Origin of the sequence: Klebsiella sp. S69, from assembly GCF_016516145.1 — a bacterium.
Lineage (GTDB): Bacteria > Pseudomonadota > Gammaproteobacteria > Enterobacterales > Enterobacteriaceae > Klebsiella > Klebsiella oxytoca.
In genome coordinates, this window is the sequence record NZ_JACVUU010000011.1 from 139,483 (window position 1) to 161,735 (window position 22,253).

Genomic DNA, 22,253 nt, shown 5'->3' on the forward strand with positions numbered 1-22,253 from the left:
CATCACAGGAGAGCATATGAGTGAAATAATAAGTACCAAACCATGGTATAAGCACCTCAATAAGTCGCAGTGGCGGGCGTTTTCCGCAGCCTGGCTGGGCTATTTACTGGATGGTTTTGATTTCGTTTTAATTGCTCTGGTGCTCACCGAAGTACAAAGCGAATTCCAGCTCACCACGGTACAGGCGGCGAGTATTATCTCGGCGGCGTTTATCTCCCGCTGGTTCGGCGGCTTGCTGCTGGGGGCGATGGGTGATCGCTATGGCCGCCGCCTCGCGATGGTCAGCAGTATTATTCTTTTCTCCGTCGGTACGCTGGCCTGCGGCTTTGCGCCCGGATACACCTCCATGTTTATCGCCCGTATGGTGATTGGAATGGGAATGGCCGGAGAGTACGGCTCCAGCGCCACCTATGTGATTGAAAGCTGGCCAAAACACTTGCGAAATAAAGCCAGCGGCTTCCTGATTTCCGGCTTTTCCGTCGGCGCTGTCGTAGCGGCGCAGGTTTACAGTCTGGTGGTCCCCTTGTGGGGCTGGCGCGCGTTGTTCTTCCTCGGCATTCTGCCGATTATTTTCGCGCTGTGGTTGCGTAAAAATATTCCGGAAACGGAAGACTGGACAGAGCGCCAGACGAAAAAAACGCCGGTGCGGACGATGGTGGATATCCTCTATCGCGGTAAATATCGCGCCATGAATATGCTGATGACGCTGGCCGCAACGGCCGCGCTCTGGTTCTGCTTCGCCGGAAACCTGCACAATCCGCTCGTGGTGATTGCGCTGGCGCTCGTCTGCACCATCATTTTCATCAGCTTTATGGTACAGAGCAGCGGAAAACGTTGGCCGACCGGCGTGATGCTGATGGTTGTCGTTCTGTTCGCCTTTCTCTACTCCTGGCCTATCCAGGCGCTGTTGCCGACCTATCTGAAAACCGAGCTGGCATACGATCCGTCGACGGTCGCGAAGGTGCTCTTCTTTAGCGGATTCGGCGCAGCCGTCGGCTGCATCGTCGGCGGTTTCCTCGGCGACTGGCTGGGCACGCGAAAAGCCTACGTTTACAGCCTGCTGGCATCGCAGGTTCTGATTATTCCGGTCTTCGCCATCGGCGGCTCCAGCCTCTGGGGTCTGGGCATCCTTCTCTTCTTCCAGCAGATGCTGGGTCAGGGGATTGCCGGGATCTTACCGAAATTGATCGGTGGCTACTTCGACACCGACCAGCGCGCTGCCGGTCTGGGTTTCACCTATAACGTAGGCGCCCTGGGCGGGGCGGCTGCGCCGGTCCTCGGCGCGCTGGTCGCACAGCACATGCATCTGGGTACGGCGCTGGGGTCGCTCTCCTTCGGACTGACGTTTGTGGTGATCCTGCTGATTGGTCTGGATATGCCGTCCCGAGTACAGCGCTGGATTCGCCCGGAAGCGCTACGTACCCATGACGCTATTGATGGTAAACCGTTCAGCGGCGCACTGGTTGGTCACGACAAAGCGAACGCTCCGCTTTGCGATAAACACTAAATTCATGCGCCCGGCTCTGTCGGGCGCAAACGGAAGTAAGGGATAGTGCTATGTCTTTATTTGATGATTTGGATAGTAACGTTAAACAATTGGGTGGCCTCATTGTCTCCTGCCAGCCGGTACCGGGTAGCCCGTTAGATAAACCTGAAATCGTCGCGGCTATGGCGCTGGCGGCGGTCAATACGGGGGCGGTCGCAGTACGAATTGAAGGCCTTAACAACCTGAAGGCGACCCGCGAGCTGATTTCAGTACCGATTATTGGCATCATCAAGCGCGATCTGCCGGACTCGCCGGTGCGCATTACGCCATTTCTGGAAGATGTAGACGCGCTGGCGCAGGCGGGGGCGGATATTATCGCCTTCGACGGTACGGATCGCCCGCGTCCGGTTGGCGTTAAGGCAATGATTGACCGAATTCATCAGCGTGGCTGCGCGGCGATGGCAGACTGCTCCAGCCTGGAGGACGGGACTGAGTGCCACAATCTTGGCGCAGACATTATCGGGACAACGATGTCCGGGTATACCACGGATGCGGTACCTACCGAACCGGATTTCCCGCTAGTGCAGGCGCTGAGCGCCAAAGGATACCGGGTCATTGCCGAAGGCCGATTTAACTCCCCGGCGCTGGCGGCGCAGGCGATAAAGCACGGCGCATGGGCGGTGACCGTCGGCTCAGCGATTACGCGTCTGGAACACATCTGCCAGTGGTACCGCGATGCGCTGACTGAGGCTGCGCTATGACCACGCTGGCAATTGATATCGGCGGCACCAAGCTGGCCGCCGCGCTGGTCGATGCTCAGCATCGCGTGCTGGAAAAACAGACGCAGCCAACGCCAGCCAGCAAAACGCCGGCGGCGCTAACGGAAGCGTTACGCGAGCTGGTTGCGCCTTTCGCAGGCCGGTCCCGGCAGGTAGCGGTCGCCTCCACGGGCATTATTGGTCACGGCGTTCTGACGGCGTTAAACCCGGATAACCTGGGCGGGCTGGCGCAGTTTCCTCTTAGGGACACGCTGGCGCAGCTAACGGGGCTGCCGTGCCTGGCGGTGAACGATGCGCAGGCGGCAGCCTGGGCCGAATATCACGCTCTGGCTGCCGATGCGAGCGAGATGGTCTTCATCACCATCTCTACCGGCGTGGGCGGCGGTATCGTCTGCCACGGTAAGCTCTTGTCCGGCAAGGAGGGGCTGGCCGGACATATCGGCCATACGCTGGCTGACCCGCACGGCCCGCGCTGCGGCTGCGGGCGTATTGGCTGCGTGGAGGCTATTGCATCCGGAAGGGGGATCGCCGCGCTGGCAACTGACGATCTGCAGGGAATGACGGCCAAAACCATTTTTGCTCTTTCGCAGAGCGGCCATTCCCAGGCGACATCCTTAGTTCACCGTTCGGCGCAAACCATCGCCCGGCTGATTGCCGACATGAAGGCCAGCTATAACTGCCAGTATGCCGTCCTGGGCGGCAGTATCGGGCTGGCGCCCGGCTATATTCCCCTGGTTGAAAGATATCTGGCGCAGGAGCCTGCGGTATATCACACCCCTATTGTAGCCGCACACTATCAGCATGATGCCGGGCTGATTGGCGCGGCGTTGTTAGCAGAGGACAAAGCATTATGATTATCGGCGATATCCATCACCCGGAATGCGCAGGACTATCACCCGTTCTGCTTGAGGCTGTGAGGCTGGCCGTTAAGGCCCAGCCGCAGCAGTGTGAACCCGGGCGTTATGATTTACAGGGCGATGATATTTATATGAACGTCATGCGCTTCGCTACGCAGCCGGCGGAAAGTAAAAAAGCGGAGCTGCACGAAAAATTTATTGATATACAGATCCTGCTGGAAGGCGAAGAAACAATCCATTATGGCGTGGTCGATAGCGCCCGGGAGTGCGAAACATGGCACCACGAGGAGGACTACCGGCTATGTTCAACCATTGCCGACCAGCAGCAGGTAGTGCTGAAGCCCGGTATGTTTGCCATTTTCTTGCCGGGCGAGCCGCATAAGCCAGGCGTGCAGGGCGCAGAGAGCGTTGAGATAAAAAAAACGGTGATTAAAGTTAATCACACGCTGCTGGCCTGACAAGCCTCCGCCGCCCGCCAGACCCGCTGGCGGGACGGTATCCCCTGAATCAAACCCACCATACCGATTTATACGGGCATGAAAAGTGTCTCTTGCGTCTCCCGTTTCCTCTCAGGAAAACATTGTTGTCCAAATGGCAACTCGTACTACCGCACGAACCCCACTATGCTTTACGGCAATCTTATGTGAGGGGTTCTATGGCACGCTTTCTTATCTGCAGTTTTGCGCTGGTTCTGCTTTATCCATCCGGCATCGATATGTATCTGGTCGGCCTGCCGCGCATTGCGCAGGATCTGGGGGCCAGTGAAGCGCAGCTGCACATCGCCTTTTCAGTTTACCTGGCAGGAATGGCCGCGGCGATGCTGTTTGCTGGCCGTATAGCCGACAAATCCGGCCGGAAGCCGGTGGCGATTTTCGGCGCCGTCGTTTTCCTGCTGGCCTCTCTTCTTTGCTCGCAGGCGCAGGGCAGCGCCCATTTCCTGGCCGGGCGTTTTATTCAGGGTATTGGCGCGGGCAGCTGCTACGTGGTCGCCTTTGCGGTATTGCGCGATACCCTGGACGATCGCCGCCGGGCAAAAGTGCTTTCTCTCCTTAATGGTATTACCTGCATTATTCCGGTTCTGGCCCCGGTAATCGGTCATCTGATTATGCTGAAATTCCCCTGGCAGACCCTGTTCTATACCATGAGCGGCATGGGGGCTCTGGTGGGATTGCTGTCGATATTTGTGTTGCGGGAAACGCGACCAACATCCGTTCCGCACGCGGCAAAGCAGCAAAATATCGTCCCGGAGTCGCTGCTCAATCGCTTTTTCCTCAGCCGAATCGTGATGACTACTCTGAGCGTGACGGCTATTCTGACCTACGTTAACGTCTCACCGGTGCTGATGATGGAGGTGATGGGCTTCGATCGCGGTACCTATTCCATGACCATGGCGCTTATGGCGCTCGTGAGCATGGTGGTTTCGTTTTCGACGCCGTTTGCTCTGACGCTATTTAAACCCCGCACGCTCATGCTGACCTCACAGGCGCTGTTCTTTAGCGCGGGCGTGCTGCTGAGTCTGTCCACCAGCCAGACGGTGACGATGCTGGGGCTGGGACTGATTTGCGCAGGGTTCTCCGCAGGCTTTGGCGTGGCGATGAGTCAGGCCCTCGGGCCATTCACCCTGCGCGCTGGCGTAGCGAGTTCAGTTTTAGGGATAGCTCAGGTTTGCGGCTCTTCTCTGTGGATTTGGCTGGCGGCCATCATCGGACTCAGCGCGATGAATATGCTGATCGGGATACTTATTGCCTGTAGCATAGTGAGCATTGTTCTGATTATGGTCGCCTCTCCGGCGCGGGCTGCGCAACGCTATGAAGAAACCCCTGTCGAGTCTCGATCTTAATCTGCTGCTCTGCCTGCAGCTCTTAACTCAGGAGCTCAGCGTCACCCGCACGGCGAAACGGATGAACGTCTCGCCGTCAGCGGTAAGCAAATCGCTGGCCAAGCTGCGCGCCTGGTTTGACGATCCGCTGTTTGTCAAAACGCCTCTGGGGCTATCGCCCACGCCGCTGATGAGCAGTATGGAGCAGGATCTGGCGGACTGGATGCAGATGGGCAATCAGATCCTTGATAAGCCTCATCACACTATGCCCAGCGGGCTAAAGTTTGAGCTGGCGGCAGAGTCGCCGCTGCTGATGATCCTTCTCAATACGCTTTCGCAGCGGATTTACCAGCGCTATCCTCAGGCGCTGATCCGCCTGCGTAACTGGGATTACGATTCGCTGGATGCGATTATTCGCGGTGAAGTCGATATCGGATTTTGCGGCAGGGAAACACATCCTCGCTCCCGGGAGCAGCTTAGCCTGCTGCCCTGGTATATTGATTTTGAAATCCTGTTTACCGATCTCCCGCAGGTATGGCTGCGCGCCGATCATCCCGCGCTGAGCGAAGAGTGGAATCTGGACACGTTCTTGCGCTATCCGCACATTAATATTTGCTGGGAACAAAGCGACACCTGGGCGCTGGACGATGTCCTGCAGGATCTGGGACATAAACGCACCGTGGCGCTGACCGTTCCGGGTTTTGAGCAGTCGTTATTTATGGCCGCTCAGCCCAATCATACGATGCTGGCCACCGCTCCGCGTTACTGCCAGCGTTACAATCAGCAGCACCACCTGCCGCTGGTTTGCTTACCTCTGCCGCTGGAACCGTCGCAGCTGGAGAAAATACGCGTCCCCTTTACCCTTCTTTGGCATAAGCGCAACAGTTATAACCCGAAGATCGTCTGGCTACGGGAAACGCTCAGGCAGCTCTACGCCGAACCGCTATAGCTCCCGGTTTGCCCCCCTTTGCGCAATAAATTGTAAAATTCACGCAATTTCCCTTTTCAAGAGATGATTTCCACATTAAAACCTGGTAATTCTGAGCAATAATATCATTTGCAGTTTTTATCATTGACCATTAATCACGGAGCGAAGAATGGCAACGCATTTTGCAAGAGGGATACTCAACACCCGGGAGCCGCTATCCACACGCCTGTCAGCGGCCTGTCATCAATCCGCCAGACGCCTGCCTGAGTACCGACAAAGCCGATATCGCGCATCCCGGTCACTCCTCGCAGAACTCCTCTTTATGTTGTACGGCATCAGTGAACTCCCCGAAATTATTGACGAAGAGAATGGAAAACCGGCTTTTCGCGACGAACATCTCCCGCGTTTCTCCATCTCCTATGCCGGAAATATCGTCGGCGTTGCCTTAACCACCGAAGGCGATTGCGGCCTGGATATGGAATTGCCGCACGCTTCCCGCGCGTTACATGCATCGCACGATACGGAACGTTACGTATTTAACAGTAATGAGCGAATATGGATTAGCAATCAGCACGATCCTGACGAAGCGCGCGCGCAGCTTGATGCGTTACGCAAAAGCGTGATGAAGCTGACCGGCGAAACCGCCTTGAACCTGCAGCTTCTCCCGGGCTCCGGACGGTTGCGGACAAGCGGGACGCAGTCAATCGAAGCCGTCTGCGACGCCGAAACGGTGCTGGTCTGGTCTATTGCCGCCAGCCCGGATATTGGCCAGCTAAAAGTCTGGGAATATAACGCGAAAGAGGGCTGGCTCAGCCTGCCTGACGCGCAGGCCCGTGCTAAAGAACCATCCGCCCGGCTGATGCGCTTCACCAGTTTACCGGTAGAAAAAGCCTTCTCCCTCAACTGACCGGTGTTCCCGGCCATCATGATGCAAAGGAGCAATCATGTCTGATACGTTGAAAGTTGTTACGTTACTCGGAAGTCTGCGCAAAGGCTCTTTTAATGCCATGGTCGCACGTACCCTGCCCGGCATCGCGCCCGCGGGTATGGAAGTTTCCGCGTTACCGTCCATTGGCGATATTCCTCTCTATGATGCCGACGTGCAGCAGGAAGAGGGTTTCCCACAAAGCGTTCAGGATATCGCGCAGCAAATTCGTGAGGCGGATGGCGTGGTTATCGTTACGCCGGAATATAACTACTCGGTGCCCGGCGGCCTGAAAAACGCCATCGACTGGCTGTCTCGTCTCCCGGAACAACCGCTATCCGGCAAGCCGGTTCTGATCCAGACCAGTTCTATGGGGGCCATTGGCGGCGCGCGCTGCCAGTATCATCTGCGTCAGATTCTGGTATTCCTCGATGCGATGGTGATGAATAAGCCCGAGTTTATGGGCGGCGTGATTCAGAATAAAGTGGATCCGCAGGAGGGGAAAGTTGTCGATCAGGGCACGCTCGATCATCTGACCGGGCAGCTTAGCGCTTTTGCCGAGTATATTCAGCGAGTTAAGGCCTGAATAAAAAGGGATGTCACCCCGCCCCTCTCCCTCGCGGAGAGGGTGTAAATGCTAAAGCCCTTTTCACAGAAAAGGGCTTACTGTTTATTTCGCGTCAATAAACACAATCTTCAGCACGAACAGCAGTGAAACTACAATAACGCACGGGCTGAGATCGCGCAGCCGGCCGGTGCCAATCTTCATCACGCAATAAGAGATAAAGCCTAAGGCAATACCTTCTGTAATGGAGAAGCTAAACGGCATCATCACGGCGGTAATAAACGCAGGAACGGATTCGGTTAAATCATCCCACTTCACGCGCGCCAGGCTGGACGTCATCAGGACGCCAACGTAAATCAGCGCGCCGGCTGCGGCATAAGGAGGGACCATGCCCGCCAGCGGCGACAGGAAGATCACCAGCAGGAACAAAATGCCCACCACCACGGCGGTTAAGCCGGTACGGCCGCCCACGGAAACCCCAGAGGAAGATTCAATATAGGCAGTGACGGAAGAGGTACCGATAAAAGACCCCGCAACGGAGGATACGCTATCGACAAACAGCGCCTGCTTCATACGCGGGAACTTGCCCTTAGCATCGGCCAGCCCGGCCTTGTCGGTTACGCCGATCAGGGTGCCGGAGGAGTCGAACAGGTTCACCAGCATAAACGAGAAGATCACTCCTGCCAGGCCAAGATTCAGCGAACCTGCCAGGTCAACATGGCCAATGACCGTCGTTACGCTCGGCGGCATGGAAACGATGCCGCTGTAGTGAACGTCACCCAGCATCCAGCCCAGCAAAGTGGTGACCACGATAGAAACCAGCACCGCCGCGTGGATGTTGCGGGAAGCCAGAATAGCAATAATAAAGAAGCCAAGAATACCCAGCAGCACGCTGTGAGACGTCAGGTTGCCGATACTCACCAAGGTTTCCGGGTTGGCGACGATAACGCCCGCGTTTTTCAGGCCCATCATACCGATAAACAGGCCGATACCGCTGGTGATACCAATACGCAGGCTAACCGGGATATTCGCAATCATCCAGTAGCGCACGCGGAAAATCGTCAGCAGGAGCAGGCCAACGGCGCCCCAGAAAATCGCGCCCATCCCGACCTGCCAGGGCAAACCCATCGCCTGTACCACGACAAAAGCAAAGAAGGCGTTTAGCCCCATCGCCGGCGCCAGGGCCACCGGAAGGTTAGCGAACAGCCCCATCATGATGCTGCCGAATGCAGCAATCAGACAGGTTGTGACGAAAACGGCGCTGGTATCCATACCCGCCACGCCGAGGATCTGTGGGTTAACGAAAACGATGTACACCATCGTCAGAAAGGTGGTGAAACCTGCAATCGCTTCGGTGCGTGCCGTCGTGCCGTGTTCACGCAGTTTGAACACGCGCTCCAGCAGACCCTGGCCAGAAGACTGGCTGGTTTGTTGTTGACTCATTATCGGTTTCCGAACAAAGGAGGGAAAATTCGTCGCTATCCTATACCAAAATGCGACAATAAGGGCGGTTGTGAGATACTTTTTTTCATCGATTTTGCTTATACGGCAACGATTGCGTCTCACAAATCAGCAAGACGAAAACGTTAACTTATTAAAATGGAAACGACATGACCCAACCAGAAGCAGTATTTTTCGACTGTGACGGCACGCTGGTCGACAGCGAGGTGATCTGCTCCCGCGCCTACGTTCACATGTTCAGGGAATTCGGCATTACGCTGGATTTAGAGGAGATTTTTAAGCGCTTCAAGGGCGTAAAGCTGTACGAGATTATCGACACCATTAACGCGGAGTACGGCGTTAATCTGGATAAGGCGACCCTTGAGCCGGTGTACCGCGATGAAGTCGCCCGCCTGTTTGATACCGAACTGGAAGTCATCTCTGGCGCCCAGGCGCTACTGGACGCGGTCAGCGTGCCGATGTGCGTGGTCTCCAACGGTCCGGTGAGCAAAATGCAGCACTCTCTGGGTAAAACCGGAATGCTGCACCATTTTCCCGAGCGTCTTTACAGCGGCTATGATATTCAGCGCTGGAAGCCCGATCCGGCCCTGATGCTGCATGCCGCAAAAGCGATGAACGTTAACGTCGAAAACTGCATTCTGGTTGATGATTCCAGCGCAGGCGCGCAGTCAGGGATTGCCGCCGGAATGGAGGTGTTCTACTTCTGCGCCGATCCGCATAATAAGCCGATCGACCATCCGAAGGTGACGACCTTTACCCGCCTGGAAGAGCTACCTGAACTATGGCAAGCGCGCGGCTGGAATATAACGCGATAAACCCGGAGCGTAGCGCTATCAGGACGCGTCCCGCCTGCGCTACGCTGAAAGTGGATTACGGTTGTCTCAATTCCGCAGCCGCCGCTTTATCAGCCACTATCACCAGGGATGGATGCAGTTTCAGCACTGATGCCGGAACCCGCTCGCTGACTTCGCCTTCAATCACCTCTTGTAGCGCCCGCGCCTTTGCGGCGCCGCTGACGATAAGCAGCAGGTTTTTCGCCGCCATAACGCTTTTCGGCCCCATCGTGACGTAGCTATCCGGCACCGCAGAGAAGTCGCCGCCCATTTCGCCGTGAGCGACAAGGCCCACCATATCTCCGACGATAGGGACTTCCACCGTCGCATCGTGGAAGCGCGTGGTATTCGGCAAGTTACCGCAAAAATGGCCGTCGGCGCCGAGGCCCATCACCATCAGATCGAGGCCCCCTTCTTCCTGTAACCGCTGGTCGTGATGCATAAAATTTTCATGGCTGAGCTTGTGAATGTTCTCTTCCGGGATCTGAGCGGGAGTGAAAAACAGGTTGCGCAAATTGGAAATGGTCACGCCTTCACGATCCTGTCCACGGAATGGGATCTCGTCAAAGTTGTAATAATGGACTTGAGAATAGAACGGTTTACCTTTAATCGCGGCCGTCAGATGTTCATACATTTTTTTCGGCGTACTGCCTGCCGTCACCGCCAGATTCACCCTGCGCGGCGCGGTGATATAGCCCAGAACGTGATGGCTGGCGACCAGGCTCATCTCCGCATAATCTTCCGTCACGATTAATTTCATATTGTCTCCCTCAAGGTATTGAAGATAAGGAGCCAGCAAACTGGCCCCTTAATTTTATTTGAACAACTTCTGAACGAACTCGGCGTAGGCCGGGCGCCAGACGTCCATTTCATGGTTGAGGCCCGGATACTCATGGTAATCAAAGTTGATTTTCTGCTTCTCCAGCTCCGCTTTCAGGCCGGCGATATCTTTACCGGTGACCACGTCTTTCTCACCCACGACGACGGTAAAGTTACGCAGCTGCTTGTTGATCGCCTGCGGCTGGTTTAGCTGTGCTTCAACGCCGGCATCCGGTACCGTCGTTGTCGTTACGCCGCTGAAGGTTGCCAGCCAGCCGAAGCTCTCCAGATGGTTCATTCCGGAGACCAGCGCCTGATAACCGCCCTGCGACAGCCCGGCAAGCGCCCGGCCATCCGCGTCTTTACGCACGTTAAAGCGCTCATCAATCAGCGGAATAATATCGTTCATCAGCTCTTTATCAGCCGCTTTCGCATTCAGCGGATAGAAGGTTTTACGCCGCTCCTGCGGCGGGAAGTTTTCCGCAACCGCTTCAGGAATATCGGTTTCGGTATCCGGCACCACCACCAGCATGGGCTTGATTTTGCCTTCCGCCAGCAGGTTATCCATGATTTGCGGGATACGTCCCTGATCGATAGCCGACAGGCCGCTGTCGCCAAAACCGTGATAGAAGTAGAGCACCGGCAGCGGCTCGCCGCTACCGGTATAGCCTGGCGGCGTCCACACGTAGGCGCGACGCTCAGAATTCAGGGCCTTTGAGTGATAGGTCAGAGTTCGTAGCTCGCCGTGAGCCACCGCGCGATCGTCAAGAATGCTGCCGGGAACCAGAATCAGGCTGGTATTCACCTGTCGCTGCGGTTTTTGATAGCGGCTACCGGTGTCGACAGAGCGGAATCCGTCGACATCAAAATAATATTCGTAAAGGTTCGGGGTCATCGCTTCGCTTTTCCATGTCCAGATCCCCTGCTCGTCTTTGGTCATATCATGGGAGACGAAGGTATCCGGCGTTGCCCCCGTTACCACGGATACCCGTTTTGCATCCGGGGCAAACAGGCGGAAGGTAATGCTCTTATCGCCGTTAACCTGGGTAATATACTGGCTGACCGGGATCGCCGCGCTCGGGGTGGCCGGGAATGGCGCGGCATGAGTGGTAAACGCAGCGCCTGCCAGCGCCAGAGCGAAGTAAATAGCATGTCGTTTCATCGATATTCCTCTTGAGAATTTGTCCTGACCGGAACCAGCCTTACCACCAGATTTCAGCCTGGGCGCCTACGGCAAACTGGTCGTTCTTACCGTCTTCAAAAATGCTGCGAGTATTGCTGTTGGCTGCCTTATCCAGGTCGATATCCTGCGCTTTAATATAAGTCGCATAGAAACGAATTTCCGGGCGGGAGGTCAGCATACTGGTATTCACTTTAAAGGTATGGAACAGGGTGGTTTTGTAGCCGGATTCGTTATATTTCTTGCCGGTGATATCTTTGTTCTGCTGCTTGAAATAGCCCAGCTCAACGCCGGTCTGGTTATATTTATCCCAAATCCAGGCCGGGCGCACGACGGCGCGAATAGACTCAAAATCAGAGTGCGCGCCGGTCTCGTAGCTGTAGACATCATTACCAAAAGAGTAAACGATGGCGTTCGCCAGAATGATGTCATCACTCAAATAGGTTTCTCCCTGAGAGGTCAAACGAACGGCGGTGCCGTTGGTGTGATCGCCATAGTATCTGCCGTTAAAGGTGGTATACGGGCTGGATCCCTCGTAGCGCGAGAAGCTGCTGGCGATGGAGTTATTTGCCAGCAGGAAGGAAAATTCGTTAAATCCGCCGTTATCAAACTTCTGCGTTAACGACGTTCCCGCCATCCAGGTATCTTTCCATTCATAATATCCATTATTACCTTCATTATATTTCTCAGATGAGCTCTGATTGGCCGCGACATAACGACCGCTGACCATCAGTGATACTTTATCCCAAAGAGGGATCTCTTTATAACGAATATCAATAGTATTGGTGTTAATTTGCTGGCTTTTGGTCAACGTGCGGTTGTAGTCATCGACGTCCTCGCGCACCAGCGCGATATCAAATTTACCCGCGCCCACTTTCCAGTTTTCAAGACCAATGCCTGCTGCGGCATCGGTTCTCTGCGTTTTCCAGTCCAGCATCTGGATTTCAATTTTCGGCGCGCCGTGCTTACCCACCCAGAAATCCGCCTCCGGCGCGAATGGCAGGAAACCTTTGGTATTTACGTACATATCAGAGAACTGCATATAGTTCTCGCCGCCAGCGTTATCGCCAAACCAGCCGGAGGAATACTGCTGCCCGACGTTACCGTCAAGCATCACGATGGCATCAACCCGCTTATTGTCTTCCTGATAGACCCGCTGCTTAAGCTGTAAATCAAACCAGCCAGAGTATTCATTACCGAAGCGACCGAGCGAGCCAATCGCCCAGGACTTTGGTGAACCATGAGATGCGGTCCCCCAGCCGGAACGGTAATAGCCGTTATAGCTGAAGCCAATTTCATCCTTCACAAACTTGCTGAAATCCTTCATTGTCATCGAGCTATAAATGGACTCGCCATTCGCCGCGGGCTGTTCGTTTTTCACCACAACCGCGGCTGGTTTTTCTGCGCCGCCGGCCGGTGCGGGAGCGCTGGCAACCTGCGTAGAAGCACGTTGTGTGTTGGTGCCGGACTGCGTATTGGCGATCCAGATTTGATTTCTGGCTTTCTCTTCATCTTTATATTTTTTAAGTTCGGACTGCGTATCTTTAAGCGCCTTTTCCAGAAGCTCAAGGCGCTGTTCGACCGTTAGCGATTCCGCCAGAGCATGCGTCGAATAAGCGAGCGGCGCCATAATAAGTATGGCAGATGTAATCAGATTTTTTTTAAACATAAGTTCCCTTTATATAAACATGAGTGCAATTGAATATCGCGAAAAAATAACAACCTGCGTGAAGGCATGGTGTATTCTCAGACATCCTTGCATCGCATAAAAAAACCTGAAGAAAACTCCCTGTATAAAACAGAGGCGATTTTCTTCAGGTTTTGCCCGCACGGCGGTAACAATCCCATTGATTTACTGCGGGTGGATTATTTGGCAAAAAAAAACCTGACATCACCCGGTTAACGGTGATGTCAGGTTTTGCCTGCTTACGCAGTAACAATCCAGCGTATTTATTCGGGCCCTGTAACGACAAGTCACCCGATTAATGAACCACATTGTTACGCTATAAAAATCAAACCACAATTGGCGAAATTATTATTTGTGATGAAAATCGCATCAATTTTTGCGAATAAAAAAATAGCCACTGCATTAATCATAACTAATTCTGATATATCCTTATATCAGAATTAGTCTCTGTGATTCATTACTCTTTAGGATCTTTTCCCGCCAGCAGTTTATCCAGTTCGTCGCCGCCAACGTGACGGAAATCCTGACCTTTAACGAAGTAGAAAATATATTCGCAGATATTCTGGCAGCGGTCGCCAATACGCTCAATCGAGCGGGCGCAGAACAGCGCGGTCAGGACGCTGGGAATAGTGCGCGAATCTTCCATCATATAGGTCATCAGCTGGCGCACGATGCCTTCATATTCCTGGTCGACTTTCTTATCTTCACGATAAATCCGCACCGCTTCATCAAGGTCCATACGGGCAAAAGCATCCAGCACATCGTGCAGCATCTGCACGGTATGGCGCCCCAGCGATTCCAGACTCACCAGCAGCGGCTGGTGCTGCTGGGAGAACTTTTCCAGCGCTGTGCGGCAGATTTTATCCGCAACGTCACCGATACGTTCCAGTTCGGCGATGGTTTTGATAATCGCCATCACCAGGCGCAGGTCGCTGGCGGTCGGCTGACGCTTGGCGATGATGCGCACGCAGGCTTCATCGATCGCCACTTCCATCATATTGACCTGCTTATCGCCGTCGATAACGCGCTTTGCCAGTTCGCTGTCCTGGTTATGCATTGCGGTGATAGCATCAGAAAGCTGCTGCTCCACCAGCCCACCCATGGTCATGACCTGGGTGCGGATGTACTCCAGTTCGGCATTGAACTGGCCGGAAATATGTTTATTAAGATTTAGGTTATCCATGGTATCTCCTGATTGCCCAATAGGTTAGAGCCTGAAAGCAGAAGGGCAATCAACCGTAGCGGCCAGTAATATAATCTTCAGTTTGCTTCTTAGCGGGTTTGGTAAACAGATCGTCCGTGTTGCTGAATTCAATCAGCTCGCCAAGATACATAAACGCCGTATGGTCGGAGCAACGCGCGGCCTGCTGCATGTTGTGGGTCACGATAACGACGGTGTAATCCTGTTTCAGTTCGGTGATCAGCTCTTCAATACGCCCGGTAGAGATCGGGTCCAGCGCCGAACAGGGCTCATCCAGCAGCAGCACTTCCGGACGAATAGCGATACCGCGCGCGATACACAGACGCTGCTGCTGACCGCCGGAGAGAGAATATCCGCTCTGATGCAGTTTATCTTTGGTTTCATTCCATAATGCGGCTTTGGTCAAAGCCCACTGCACTCGCTCGTCCATATCCGCGCGGGAGAGTTTCTCGAACAGACGCACGCCAAAGGCGATATTGTCATAGATAGACATCGGGAACGGCGTCGGCTTCTGGAATACCATGCCGACTTTGGCACGCAGCAGCGCGATATCCTGGGTATTGGTCAGAATATTATCGCCATCCAGCAGAATTTCACCTTCTGCACGCTGCTCCGGGTACAGCTCAAACATTTTGTTGAACGTACGCAGCAGCGTGGATTTACCGCAGCCTGACGGACCGATAAACGCCGTCACCTGGTTTTTTGTGATATCCAGGTTGATGTTTTTCAGGGCATGGAATTTTCCGTAGTAGAAGTTCAGGTTACGAACTGAAAGCTTACCCGGGGTCGTATTCACCATACTCATCTCGTTCTTTTCCTCGTTCGGCGCCGCGTTTCGCCGCGCCGCAAAAATTAACCGTGTTTATTCTTCGCGAAAATAACGCGCGCCAGAATGTTCAGCAGCAATACGCACAGGGTGATAATCAATACCCCGGCCCATGCCAGTTGCTGCCACTCCGCAAAGGGACTCATGGCAAATTTGAAAATCGTTACCGGCAGGTTAGCGATCGGCTGCATCATGTCGGTGCTCCAGAACTGATTGGAGAGCGCGGTGAACAGCAGCGGCGCCGTTTCCCCGGCGATACGGGCAATGGCCAGCAGGATACCGGTCATAATGCCGGAGACCGATGCTTTCAGGGTGATCGCAGAAATCATTCGCCACTTTGGCGTACCGAGCGCATAGGCCGCTTCGCGCAGGCTATCCGGCACCAGCTTCAGCATATTTTCAGTAGTACGAATCACGATAGGCACCTGCAGCAGCGCCAGCGCAATCACGCCCGCCCAGCCGGAAAAGTGCTGCATTTGCGCAACGACGATGGTGTATACAAACAGACCGACCACAATCGACGGCGCGGAAAGCAGGATGTCGTTAATAAAACGAATGACTTCAGCCAGCCAGGATTTACGGCCATATTCCGCCAGATAAATCCCCGCCAGAATGCCCAGAGGGGTACCGATAACCGTCGACCACAGGATCAACAATCCGCTACCTGCCAGGGCGTTCGCCAGACCGCCGCCCGCCGTATTAGGCGGCGGCGTCATTTCGGTAAACAGCGCCAGGCTCATGCCGTCGATGCCGCGAGTGACGGTGGACATCAGGATCCAGATAAGCCAGAACAGGCCAAACGCCATGGTCGCCATCGATAGCGTCAGGGCGAGGCGGTTTTTCATGCGGCGTTTCGCCTGCATTTTGCGACGGGATTCCGCCAGCTCTGCGGTGGTTTGTAATTCAATCGTCGCCATTAGCGTGCCCCCTCGTTCTTAGCCAGGCGCATGATCATAAACTTTGATGCGGCCAGAACAATAAAGGTGATAACGAACAGAATCAGACCCAGTTCCATCAAGGCTGCAACGTGCAGTCCGGTTTCCGCTTCGGCAAACTCATTCGCCAGCGCGGAGGTGATGCTGTTACCTGGCATATACAGCGAAGCGCTATCGAGCTGGTAGGTGTTGCCGATAATAAAGGTTACCGCCATGGTTTCCCCCAGCGCGCGCCCCAGTCCGAGCATCACCCCGCCAATCACGCCGTTTTTGGTAAAGGGCAGAACGATACGCCAGATAACTTCCCATGTTGTACAACCGATACCGTATGCGGACTCTTTCATCATTACCGGCGTCTGTTCAAAAACGTCACGCATAACGGCAGCGATGTAAGGAATGATCATGATGGCCAGAATGACGCCGGCCGCCAGAATGCCGATACCAAACGCCGGACCCGCAAAGAGCGCGCCAACGAACGGAATGGTCGACAAAACGTTGCCAACCGGCTCCTGAAAGTAAGTCGCAAACAGTGGAGCGAAAATAAACAGACCCCACATGCCGTAAACGATACTGGGGATGGCGGCCAGCAGTTCAATAGCGATACCCAGCGGGCGCTTCAGCCAGGCGGGTGAAAGTTCCGTCAGGAACAGCGCGATACCGAAGCTCACCGGTACGGCGATCAGCAGCGCGATAAATGAGGTGACCAGCGTCCCGTAAATGGGCACCAGGGCGCCGAAAATCTGGTTTGGCGCATCCCACTCTTTGGTCCACAGAAAGGCAAAGCCAAATTTCTCAATGCTTGGCCAGGACGAGATGATAAGGGAGACGATGATGCCGCCAAGCATCAATAGCACAATCAGCGCCGCCAGTTTTACCAGCACGCTGAAAATTATGTCACCCTTTTTCCCCGGAGGGTTAAATGCCGGCTTGGTTGCAGCCATACGTTACTCTTCAGTTTCGGGCCAGAAAAAATCGTAGTTTACTGATCTTTCTGGCAAAGGTAATGCCATACCCTAAATAATTCGAGCTGCAGGCAGGTAGCAAGCTTGTTCACCCTGGTCACATAGCGTATCTATGCTCCCGGGATGAACAAGCGCTGCCATCGTCCCTGTAACTCGACGTAAGACGGGTATTAGTACAGCGCTTTACCGCTGCTGTCCTTTACGTTGGTCTTCCATGCTGCGCGAACTTGCTCAACCACGCTATCCGGCAGGGTGGCATAATCCAGCGCATTAGCTTCTTTACCGCCGTTCTTATACGCCCAGTCGAAGAACTTCAGCACTTCAGCGGTTTGCTCTGGCTTGTTGGAAGCCTTGTGAACCAGGATGAAGGTGGTAGAAGTGATCGGCCAGGCATTGTCGCCTTTCTGGTTAGTCAGATCCTGTGCAAAGGATTTGCTCCAGTCGATTTCTTTCGCCGCGTTAGCGAAGTTGTCTTCCGTCGGGCTCACCGGCTTGCCATCGGCAGACAGCAGTTTGGTATAAGCAAGGTTGTTCTGTTTCGCGTAGGCATATTCTACGTAGCCGATTGAGCCCGGCAGACGCTGAACGAACGCGGCGATGCCGTCGTTGCCTTTACCGCCCAGCCCGGTCGGCCAGTTAACGGTTGAACCCGCGCCGACTTTAGATTTCCACTCTTCGTTCACCTTCGCCAGGTAGCTGGTGAAAACGAAGGAGGTGCCGGAGCCATCCGCACGGCGAACAACCGCGATGTTCTGAGAAGGCAGTTTCATACCCGGGTTGAGCTTAGCAATCGCTTCGTCATCCCATTTTTTGATTTTGCCCAGGTAGATATCACCCAGCGTTTTACCGTCAAGCACCAGCTCGCCTGATTTCACGCCAGGCAGGTTGATCGCCAGCACCACGCCGCCGATCACGGTCGGGAACTGGAACAGACCTTCCTGAGCCAGTTTGTCGTCAGCCAGAGGGGCATCAGAGGCACCGAAATCTACGGTGTTGGCCGTAATTTGTTTTACGCCGCCAGAGGAGCCGATACCCTGGTAATTGATTTTATTACCCGTTTCCTTGTTATAGGTATCTGCCCATTTGGCATACACCGGCGCGGGGAAAGTTGCGCCAGCGCCAGTCAGGCTTGCTGCTGCAAAAACAGAGAAAGCACTCATCGATAAGGTCGCGGCGACAACTGTTGCGACGGTGGTACGCATAACGTTCATAATGTCTCCTGCTGGATTCGTAAACCATTGTTTCGAAGCTATGGTGAGCAAAATAGGACAAACAGGTGACAGTAAAATGTACGAATTATTACAGTTTTATGACAAGCCAAAAGGCGGGATTTTACGATAAATAAAAACAATACAAATCATATTGTTAATAAAGATAATGAGGAAAATATTGCCGAAAAATTTTATTTTTATGACGGCAAAAAAGCGTCGCAAAAATGACAGACTGTCATAAAGCGGGTGGGATCTCGCCGTTCGCCGTAAATAAAAAGGGCTGCCGGATGGCAGCCCTTTCACGATGTAAAAACCGTTATTCCACGGTCACCGATTTCGCCAGGTTACGCGGCTGATCGACGTCAGTTCCTTTGATCAGCGCGACGTGATAAGCCAGCAGCTGCAGCGGTACAGTATAGAAGATTGGCGCGATCACCTCTTCAACGTGCGGCATCTCAATGATGTGCATATTATCGCTGCTGGTGAAACCCGCATCGCCGTCAGCAAAGACGTACAGCTGGCCGCCGCGGGCGCGAACCTCTTCAATATTGGATTTCAGCTTTTCCAGCAGTTCGTTGTTCGGCGCGACCACAACCACCGGCATTTCTGCATCAATCAGCGCCAGCGGACCGTGCTTCAGCTCGCCAGCGGCATAGGCTTCCGCGTGAATATAGGAGATCTCTTTCAGCTTCAGCGCCCCTTCAAGGGCAATGGGGTACTGATCGCCACGTCCGAGGAACAGCGCGTGATGTTTATCAGAGAAATTCTCAGCCAGCGCCTCAATGCGCTTGTCCTGCGAGAGCACCTGCTCAATGCGGTTCGGCAGCGCCTGCAGGCCATGCACGATATCGTGTTCAATCGCGGCATCCTGGCCCTTAAGACGCGCCAGTTTCGCCACCAGCATCAGCAGAACGGTCAATTGCGTAGTGAAGGCTTTAGTCGAAGCGACGCCGATTTCCGTCCCGGCATTGGTCATCATCGCCAGATCGGACTCCCGCACCAGTGATGAACCTGGCACGTTACAAATCGCCAGCGAGCCCAGATAGCCCAGCTCTTTAGACAGGCGCAGACCTGCGAGGGTGTCCGCCGTTTCGCCGGACTGCGAGAGGGTGATCATCAGGCTGTTGCGACGCACGGCCGATTTACGATAGCGGAACTCAGAAGCGATTTCGACATCACACGGCACACCGGCCAGCGATTCAAACCAGTAACGGGAAACCATTCCTGAGTTGTAGGAGGTACCGCAGGCGATGATCTGAATATGCTCAACCTGAGACAGCAGCTCGTTAGCCTGCGGGCCCAGTTCGCTTAAATCAACTTCACCGTGGCTAATGCGCCCGGAGAGGGTATTTTTGATCGCGTTCGGCTGCTCGTAGATCTCTTTCTGCATATAGTGGCGATAGATACCTTTATCGCCTGCATCATACTGCAGACTGGATTCAATATCCGGGCGCAGCACTTCGGCGCCGGATTTATCAAAGATAGTGACCGAACGACGGGTGACTTCCGCAATATCCCCCTCTTCGAGGAAGATAAAGCGGCGGGTAACCGGCAGGAGCGCCAGCTGATCGGAGGCAATGAAGTTTTCTCCCATCCCCAGGCCAATAACCAGCGGGCTGCCCGAACGAGCGGCCAGCAGCGTACCCGGATCGCGGGAATCCATAATCACGGTACCGTAAGCGCCGCGAAGCTGCGGGATAGTCCGCAGAACAGCATCACGCAGGGTGCCGCCTTGTTCCAGCTCCCAGTGAACCAGATGCGCAATAACTTCGGTGTCAGTCTCGGAGGCGAAAACGTAGCCCCGCGACTGCAACAGCTCGCGCAGCGGCTCATGGTTCTCGATAATTCCGTTATGCACGACCACAATATGGTCAGAAACATGCGGATGCGCGTTGCCTTCAGAGGGTTCGCCGTGCGTCGCCCAGCGGGTATGGGCAATTCCCGTCCCACCGTGCAACGGATGTTCCTCCAACGCCTGGGCCAGCATCTGGACTTTCCCAAGGCGACGAACGCGGTTCATATGACCTTCGTTATCGACGACTGCCAGACCGGCGGAGTCATAACCGCGGTATTCCAGACGACGTAAACCTTCGAGAAGGATTTCAGCAATATCACGCTGCGCGACTGCGCCAACAATTCCACACATAGTTTTTCATTCCGATTTTGGCTGTATGCCATACGTTGTCGGTCAACCTGTTTACCCGTTTTTCCGGGCGCCCCGAGCCTTGTAGAGAGTGGGGTTATTTTTATGGGCACTGCCGTGGGGGGAGGATTATTTTATCCCCTCACCCCGCTCTTTCCCCCAAAAGGGCGAAAGAGAAAAGCGTTACTTCTTCTTCACCGGGCGCTGCCAGCCCTGTTTATGAACCTGCGGCACGCGGCTTAAAACTAACTCATCGTCGGCAACGTTGCGCGTTACCGTCGTTCCTGCAGCAATGGTGACTCCCTTGCCGATGGTCACGGGAGCGACCAGCTGGCTGTCCGAACCAACAAACACGTCATCGCCGATCACCGTTTTATGTTTATTTGCGCCATCATAGTTACAGGTGATGGTGCCGGCGCCGATATTGACGTTATCGCCAATCTCAGCGTCTCCGAGGTAGGAAAGATGCCCGGCTTTCGTGCCTCTCCCCAGACGCGCCTTTTTAATTTCGACAAAGTTGCCGACGTGCGCGCCTTCCAGGAGCTCCGCGCCAGGGCGCAGCCGTGCGAATGGCCCGATAGTACAGGCGGCCTCAAGATGAGCATCTTCCACTACGGTATAAGGACTGATCTCGCAGTCATCGCCAATGGTACTGTTCTTGATCACGCAGCCGGAGCCGATCTTCACCCGATTGCCCAGAACAACATGCCCCTCGAGAATAACGTTAGTATCTATTTCGACATCGCGCCCGTGTTTCAGCACGCCGCGCAGGTCAAAACGCGCCGGATCGCGAAGCATTACGCCTGCGAGCAGAAGTTCTTCCGCCTTTTCAGACTGCCAGACGCGTTCCAGGCGGGATAGCTGCAGCCGGTTATTCACGCCTTCCACTTCGCTTAGGCGCTGAGGATGGACTGCCGCGATTTCGCGACCTTCGGCATAGGCCATGGCGATAATATCGGTAATGTAATATTCGCCCTGCACGTTATTATTGGTCAGCTTAGCCAGCCAGCGTTTGAGATCCGCCCCGTTGGCGACCAGAATTCCGGTATTAATTTCCTGAATCCGACGCTGCTCTTCGCTGGCGTCTTTATGCTCAACAATGCCGGTTACCGCACCGTTATGGCGCGTAATGCGGCCATAGCCGGTCGGATCGTCCAGCTTCACCGTCAGCAAACCGATGCCGCCCTGCGGTTTCGCTTCTCGCAGGCGCTTTAATGTTTCGACGGAAATCAACGGTACATCGCCGTACAGCATGAGGATATCTTCATCATCTTTGAAGAACGGCGCCGCCTGCTGCATGGCGTGGCCGGTACCCAGCTGTTCAGCCTGTAAGATCCAATTTAGCTTATCTTCGTGCAGCGTCTGGCGAAGGAGATCGCCGCCGTGCCCGTAGACCAGATGGACAGCGGAAGCACCTAATTCTTTAGCCGTATCAATGACATGCTGAACCATTGGCTTGCCGGCCAGCGAATGCAGCACCTTGGGAAGATCGGAATACATGCGGGTACCCTTGCCTGCGGCAAGAATCACCACGCTCATCGGACTGTTTGACATACGCATCCTGACTGCTGTTAGAACGAAAAGTAAAAGCCTTTCACGTTGAAATATCTACATATTTTTCATCATGAAACGAGAC

Annotated in this window: 20 protein-coding genes; 9 read left to right on the forward strand and 11 right to left on the reverse strand. The window is 54.4% G+C overall.

Annotated elements, in window-relative coordinates; all coding sequences use genetic code 11:
• Positions 1-16: 16 nt before the first annotated feature.
• The 8 genes from IAE27_RS12825 (at position 17) to IAE27_RS12860 (ending at position 7,380) form a co-directional block, all read left to right on the forward strand.
• Positions 17-1,507 carry an MFS transporter gene (locus IAE27_RS12825; protein WP_004107218.1) on the forward strand — a complete coding sequence of 497 codons (1,491 nt, stop codon included), beginning with the start codon at positions 17-19 and terminating at the stop codon, positions 1,505-1,507.
• Between the two features lie 50 nt (positions 1,508-1,557).
• Positions 1,558-2,247 carry an N-acetylmannosamine-6-phosphate 2-epimerase gene (locus IAE27_RS12830; protein ID WP_004107219.1) on the forward strand — a complete coding sequence of 230 codons (690 nt, stop codon included), beginning with the start codon at positions 1,558-1,560 and terminating at the stop codon, positions 2,245-2,247.
• Positions 2,244-3,119 carry an N-acetylmannosamine kinase gene (gene nanK, locus IAE27_RS12835; protein ID WP_070556524.1) on the forward strand — a complete coding sequence of 292 codons (876 nt, stop codon included), beginning with the start codon at positions 2,244-2,246 and terminating at the stop codon, positions 3,117-3,119. The genes IAE27_RS12830 and nanK overlap by 4 nt, the downstream gene beginning before the upstream one ends.
• The gene (gene nanQ, locus IAE27_RS12840; protein ID WP_024274850.1) at positions 3,116-3,580 is read left to right on the forward strand and encodes an N-acetylneuraminate anomerase; all 465 of its coding nucleotides are present in this window, start codon (positions 3,116-3,118) and stop codon (positions 3,578-3,580) included. The genes nanK and nanQ overlap by 4 nt, the downstream gene beginning before the upstream one ends.
• 197 nt (positions 3,581-3,777) lie before the next feature.
• Positions 3,778-4,962, forward strand: coding sequence for an MFS transporter (locus IAE27_RS12845; protein ID WP_070556526.1), 1,185 nt, complete (start codon positions 3,778-3,780; stop codon positions 4,960-4,962).
• Complete coding sequence (gene yidZ, locus IAE27_RS12850; protein WP_004107223.1) at positions 4,931-5,890, forward strand: HTH-type transcriptional regulator YidZ; 960 nt, start codon at positions 4,931-4,933, stop codon at positions 5,888-5,890. Before IAE27_RS12845 ends, yidZ begins: the two co-directional genes overlap by 32 nt.
• 148 nt (positions 5,891-6,038) lie before the next feature.
• Positions 6,039-6,776, forward strand: coding sequence for a 4'-phosphopantetheinyl transferase family protein (locus IAE27_RS12855; protein ID WP_070556528.1), 738 nt, complete (start codon positions 6,039-6,041; stop codon positions 6,774-6,776).
• A gap of 37 nt (positions 6,777-6,813) precedes the next feature.
• Complete coding sequence (locus tag IAE27_RS12860; RefSeq protein WP_004116720.1) at positions 6,814-7,380, forward strand: NADPH-dependent FMN reductase; 567 nt, start codon at positions 6,814-6,816, stop codon at positions 7,378-7,380.
• Between the two features lie 84 nt (positions 7,381-7,464).
• Here IAE27_RS12860 and adeP read toward each other — a convergent pair whose 3' ends face one another.
• Positions 7,465-8,802 carry an adenine permease AdeP gene (gene adeP, locus IAE27_RS12865; RefSeq protein WP_004116723.1) on the reverse strand — a complete coding sequence of 446 codons (1,338 nt, stop codon included), beginning with the start codon at positions 8,800-8,802 and terminating at the stop codon, positions 7,465-7,467.
• 167 nt (positions 8,803-8,969) lie between these two features.
• Between adeP and yieH the strand changes: the two genes are divergently transcribed.
• Entirely contained in the window at positions 8,970-9,635 is a 666-nt protein-coding gene (gene yieH, locus IAE27_RS12870; protein WP_064344047.1) for a 6-phosphogluconate phosphatase, read from the forward strand.
• 55 nt (positions 9,636-9,690) lie between these two features.
• On the opposite strand, the gene IAE27_RS12875 is transcribed toward yieH, so the two are convergent.
• The 10 genes from IAE27_RS12875 to glmU form a co-directional block, all read right to left on the reverse strand.
• Positions 9,691-10,413 carry a glucosamine-6-phosphate deaminase gene (locus tag IAE27_RS12875; RefSeq protein ID WP_004116725.1) on the reverse strand — a complete coding sequence of 241 codons (723 nt, stop codon included), beginning with the start codon at positions 10,411-10,413 and terminating at the stop codon, positions 9,691-9,693.
• Positions 10,414-10,467: 54 nt separating this feature from the next.
• Positions 10,468-11,634: an alpha/beta hydrolase-fold protein gene (locus tag IAE27_RS12880; protein WP_064344048.1), complete on the reverse strand. Its 1,167-nt coding sequence runs from the start codon at positions 11,632-11,634 to the stop codon at positions 10,468-10,470.
• A gap of 40 nt (positions 11,635-11,674) precedes the next feature.
• On the reverse strand, positions 11,675-13,321 hold the full coding sequence (locus IAE27_RS12885) for a carbohydrate porin (RefSeq protein WP_200092497.1): 1,647 nt from the start codon (positions 13,319-13,321) through the stop codon (positions 11,675-11,677).
• A 475-nt stretch (positions 13,322-13,796) separates the two neighbouring features.
• A complete protein-coding gene (phoU, locus tag IAE27_RS12890; protein ID WP_004107251.1) occupies positions 13,797-14,522 on the reverse strand; it encodes a phosphate signaling complex protein PhoU in 726 nt (241 codons plus the stop codon).
• 49 nt (positions 14,523-14,571) lie between these two features.
• On the reverse strand, positions 14,572-15,345 hold the full coding sequence (gene pstB, locus IAE27_RS12895) for a phosphate ABC transporter ATP-binding protein PstB (protein WP_004107254.1): 774 nt from the start codon (positions 15,343-15,345) through the stop codon (positions 14,572-14,574).
• Positions 15,346-15,392: 47 nt separating this feature from the next.
• Positions 15,393-16,283, reverse strand: coding sequence for a phosphate ABC transporter permease PstA (gene pstA / locus IAE27_RS12900; RefSeq protein WP_004107257.1), 891 nt, complete (start codon positions 16,281-16,283; stop codon positions 15,393-15,395).
• Positions 16,283-17,242 (reverse strand): phosphate ABC transporter permease PstC, encoded by a 960-nt coding sequence (gene pstC / locus IAE27_RS12905; protein WP_004107261.1) that lies wholly within the window; start codon positions 17,240-17,242, stop codon positions 16,283-16,285. Before pstC ends, pstA begins: the two co-directional genes overlap by 1 nt.
• A gap of 191 nt (positions 17,243-17,433) precedes the next feature.
• Positions 17,434-18,474 (reverse strand): phosphate ABC transporter substrate-binding protein PstS, encoded by a 1,041-nt coding sequence (gene pstS / locus IAE27_RS12910; RefSeq protein ID WP_004107263.1) that lies wholly within the window; start codon positions 18,472-18,474, stop codon positions 17,434-17,436.
• Positions 18,475-18,790: 316 nt separating this feature from the next.
• Positions 18,791-20,620, reverse strand: a complete 1,830-nt coding sequence (gene glmS / locus IAE27_RS12915) for a glutamine--fructose-6-phosphate transaminase (isomerizing) (RefSeq protein WP_004107265.1) — start codon at positions 20,618-20,620, stop codon at positions 18,791-18,793.
• A 180-nt stretch (positions 20,621-20,800) separates the two neighbouring features.
• Positions 20,801-22,171 carry a bifunctional UDP-N-acetylglucosamine diphosphorylase/glucosamine-1-phosphate N-acetyltransferase GlmU gene (gene glmU, locus IAE27_RS12920; RefSeq protein ID WP_004107268.1) on the reverse strand — a complete coding sequence of 457 codons (1,371 nt, stop codon included), beginning with the start codon at positions 22,169-22,171 and terminating at the stop codon, positions 20,801-20,803.
• Positions 22,172-22,253 lie beyond the last annotated feature (82 nt).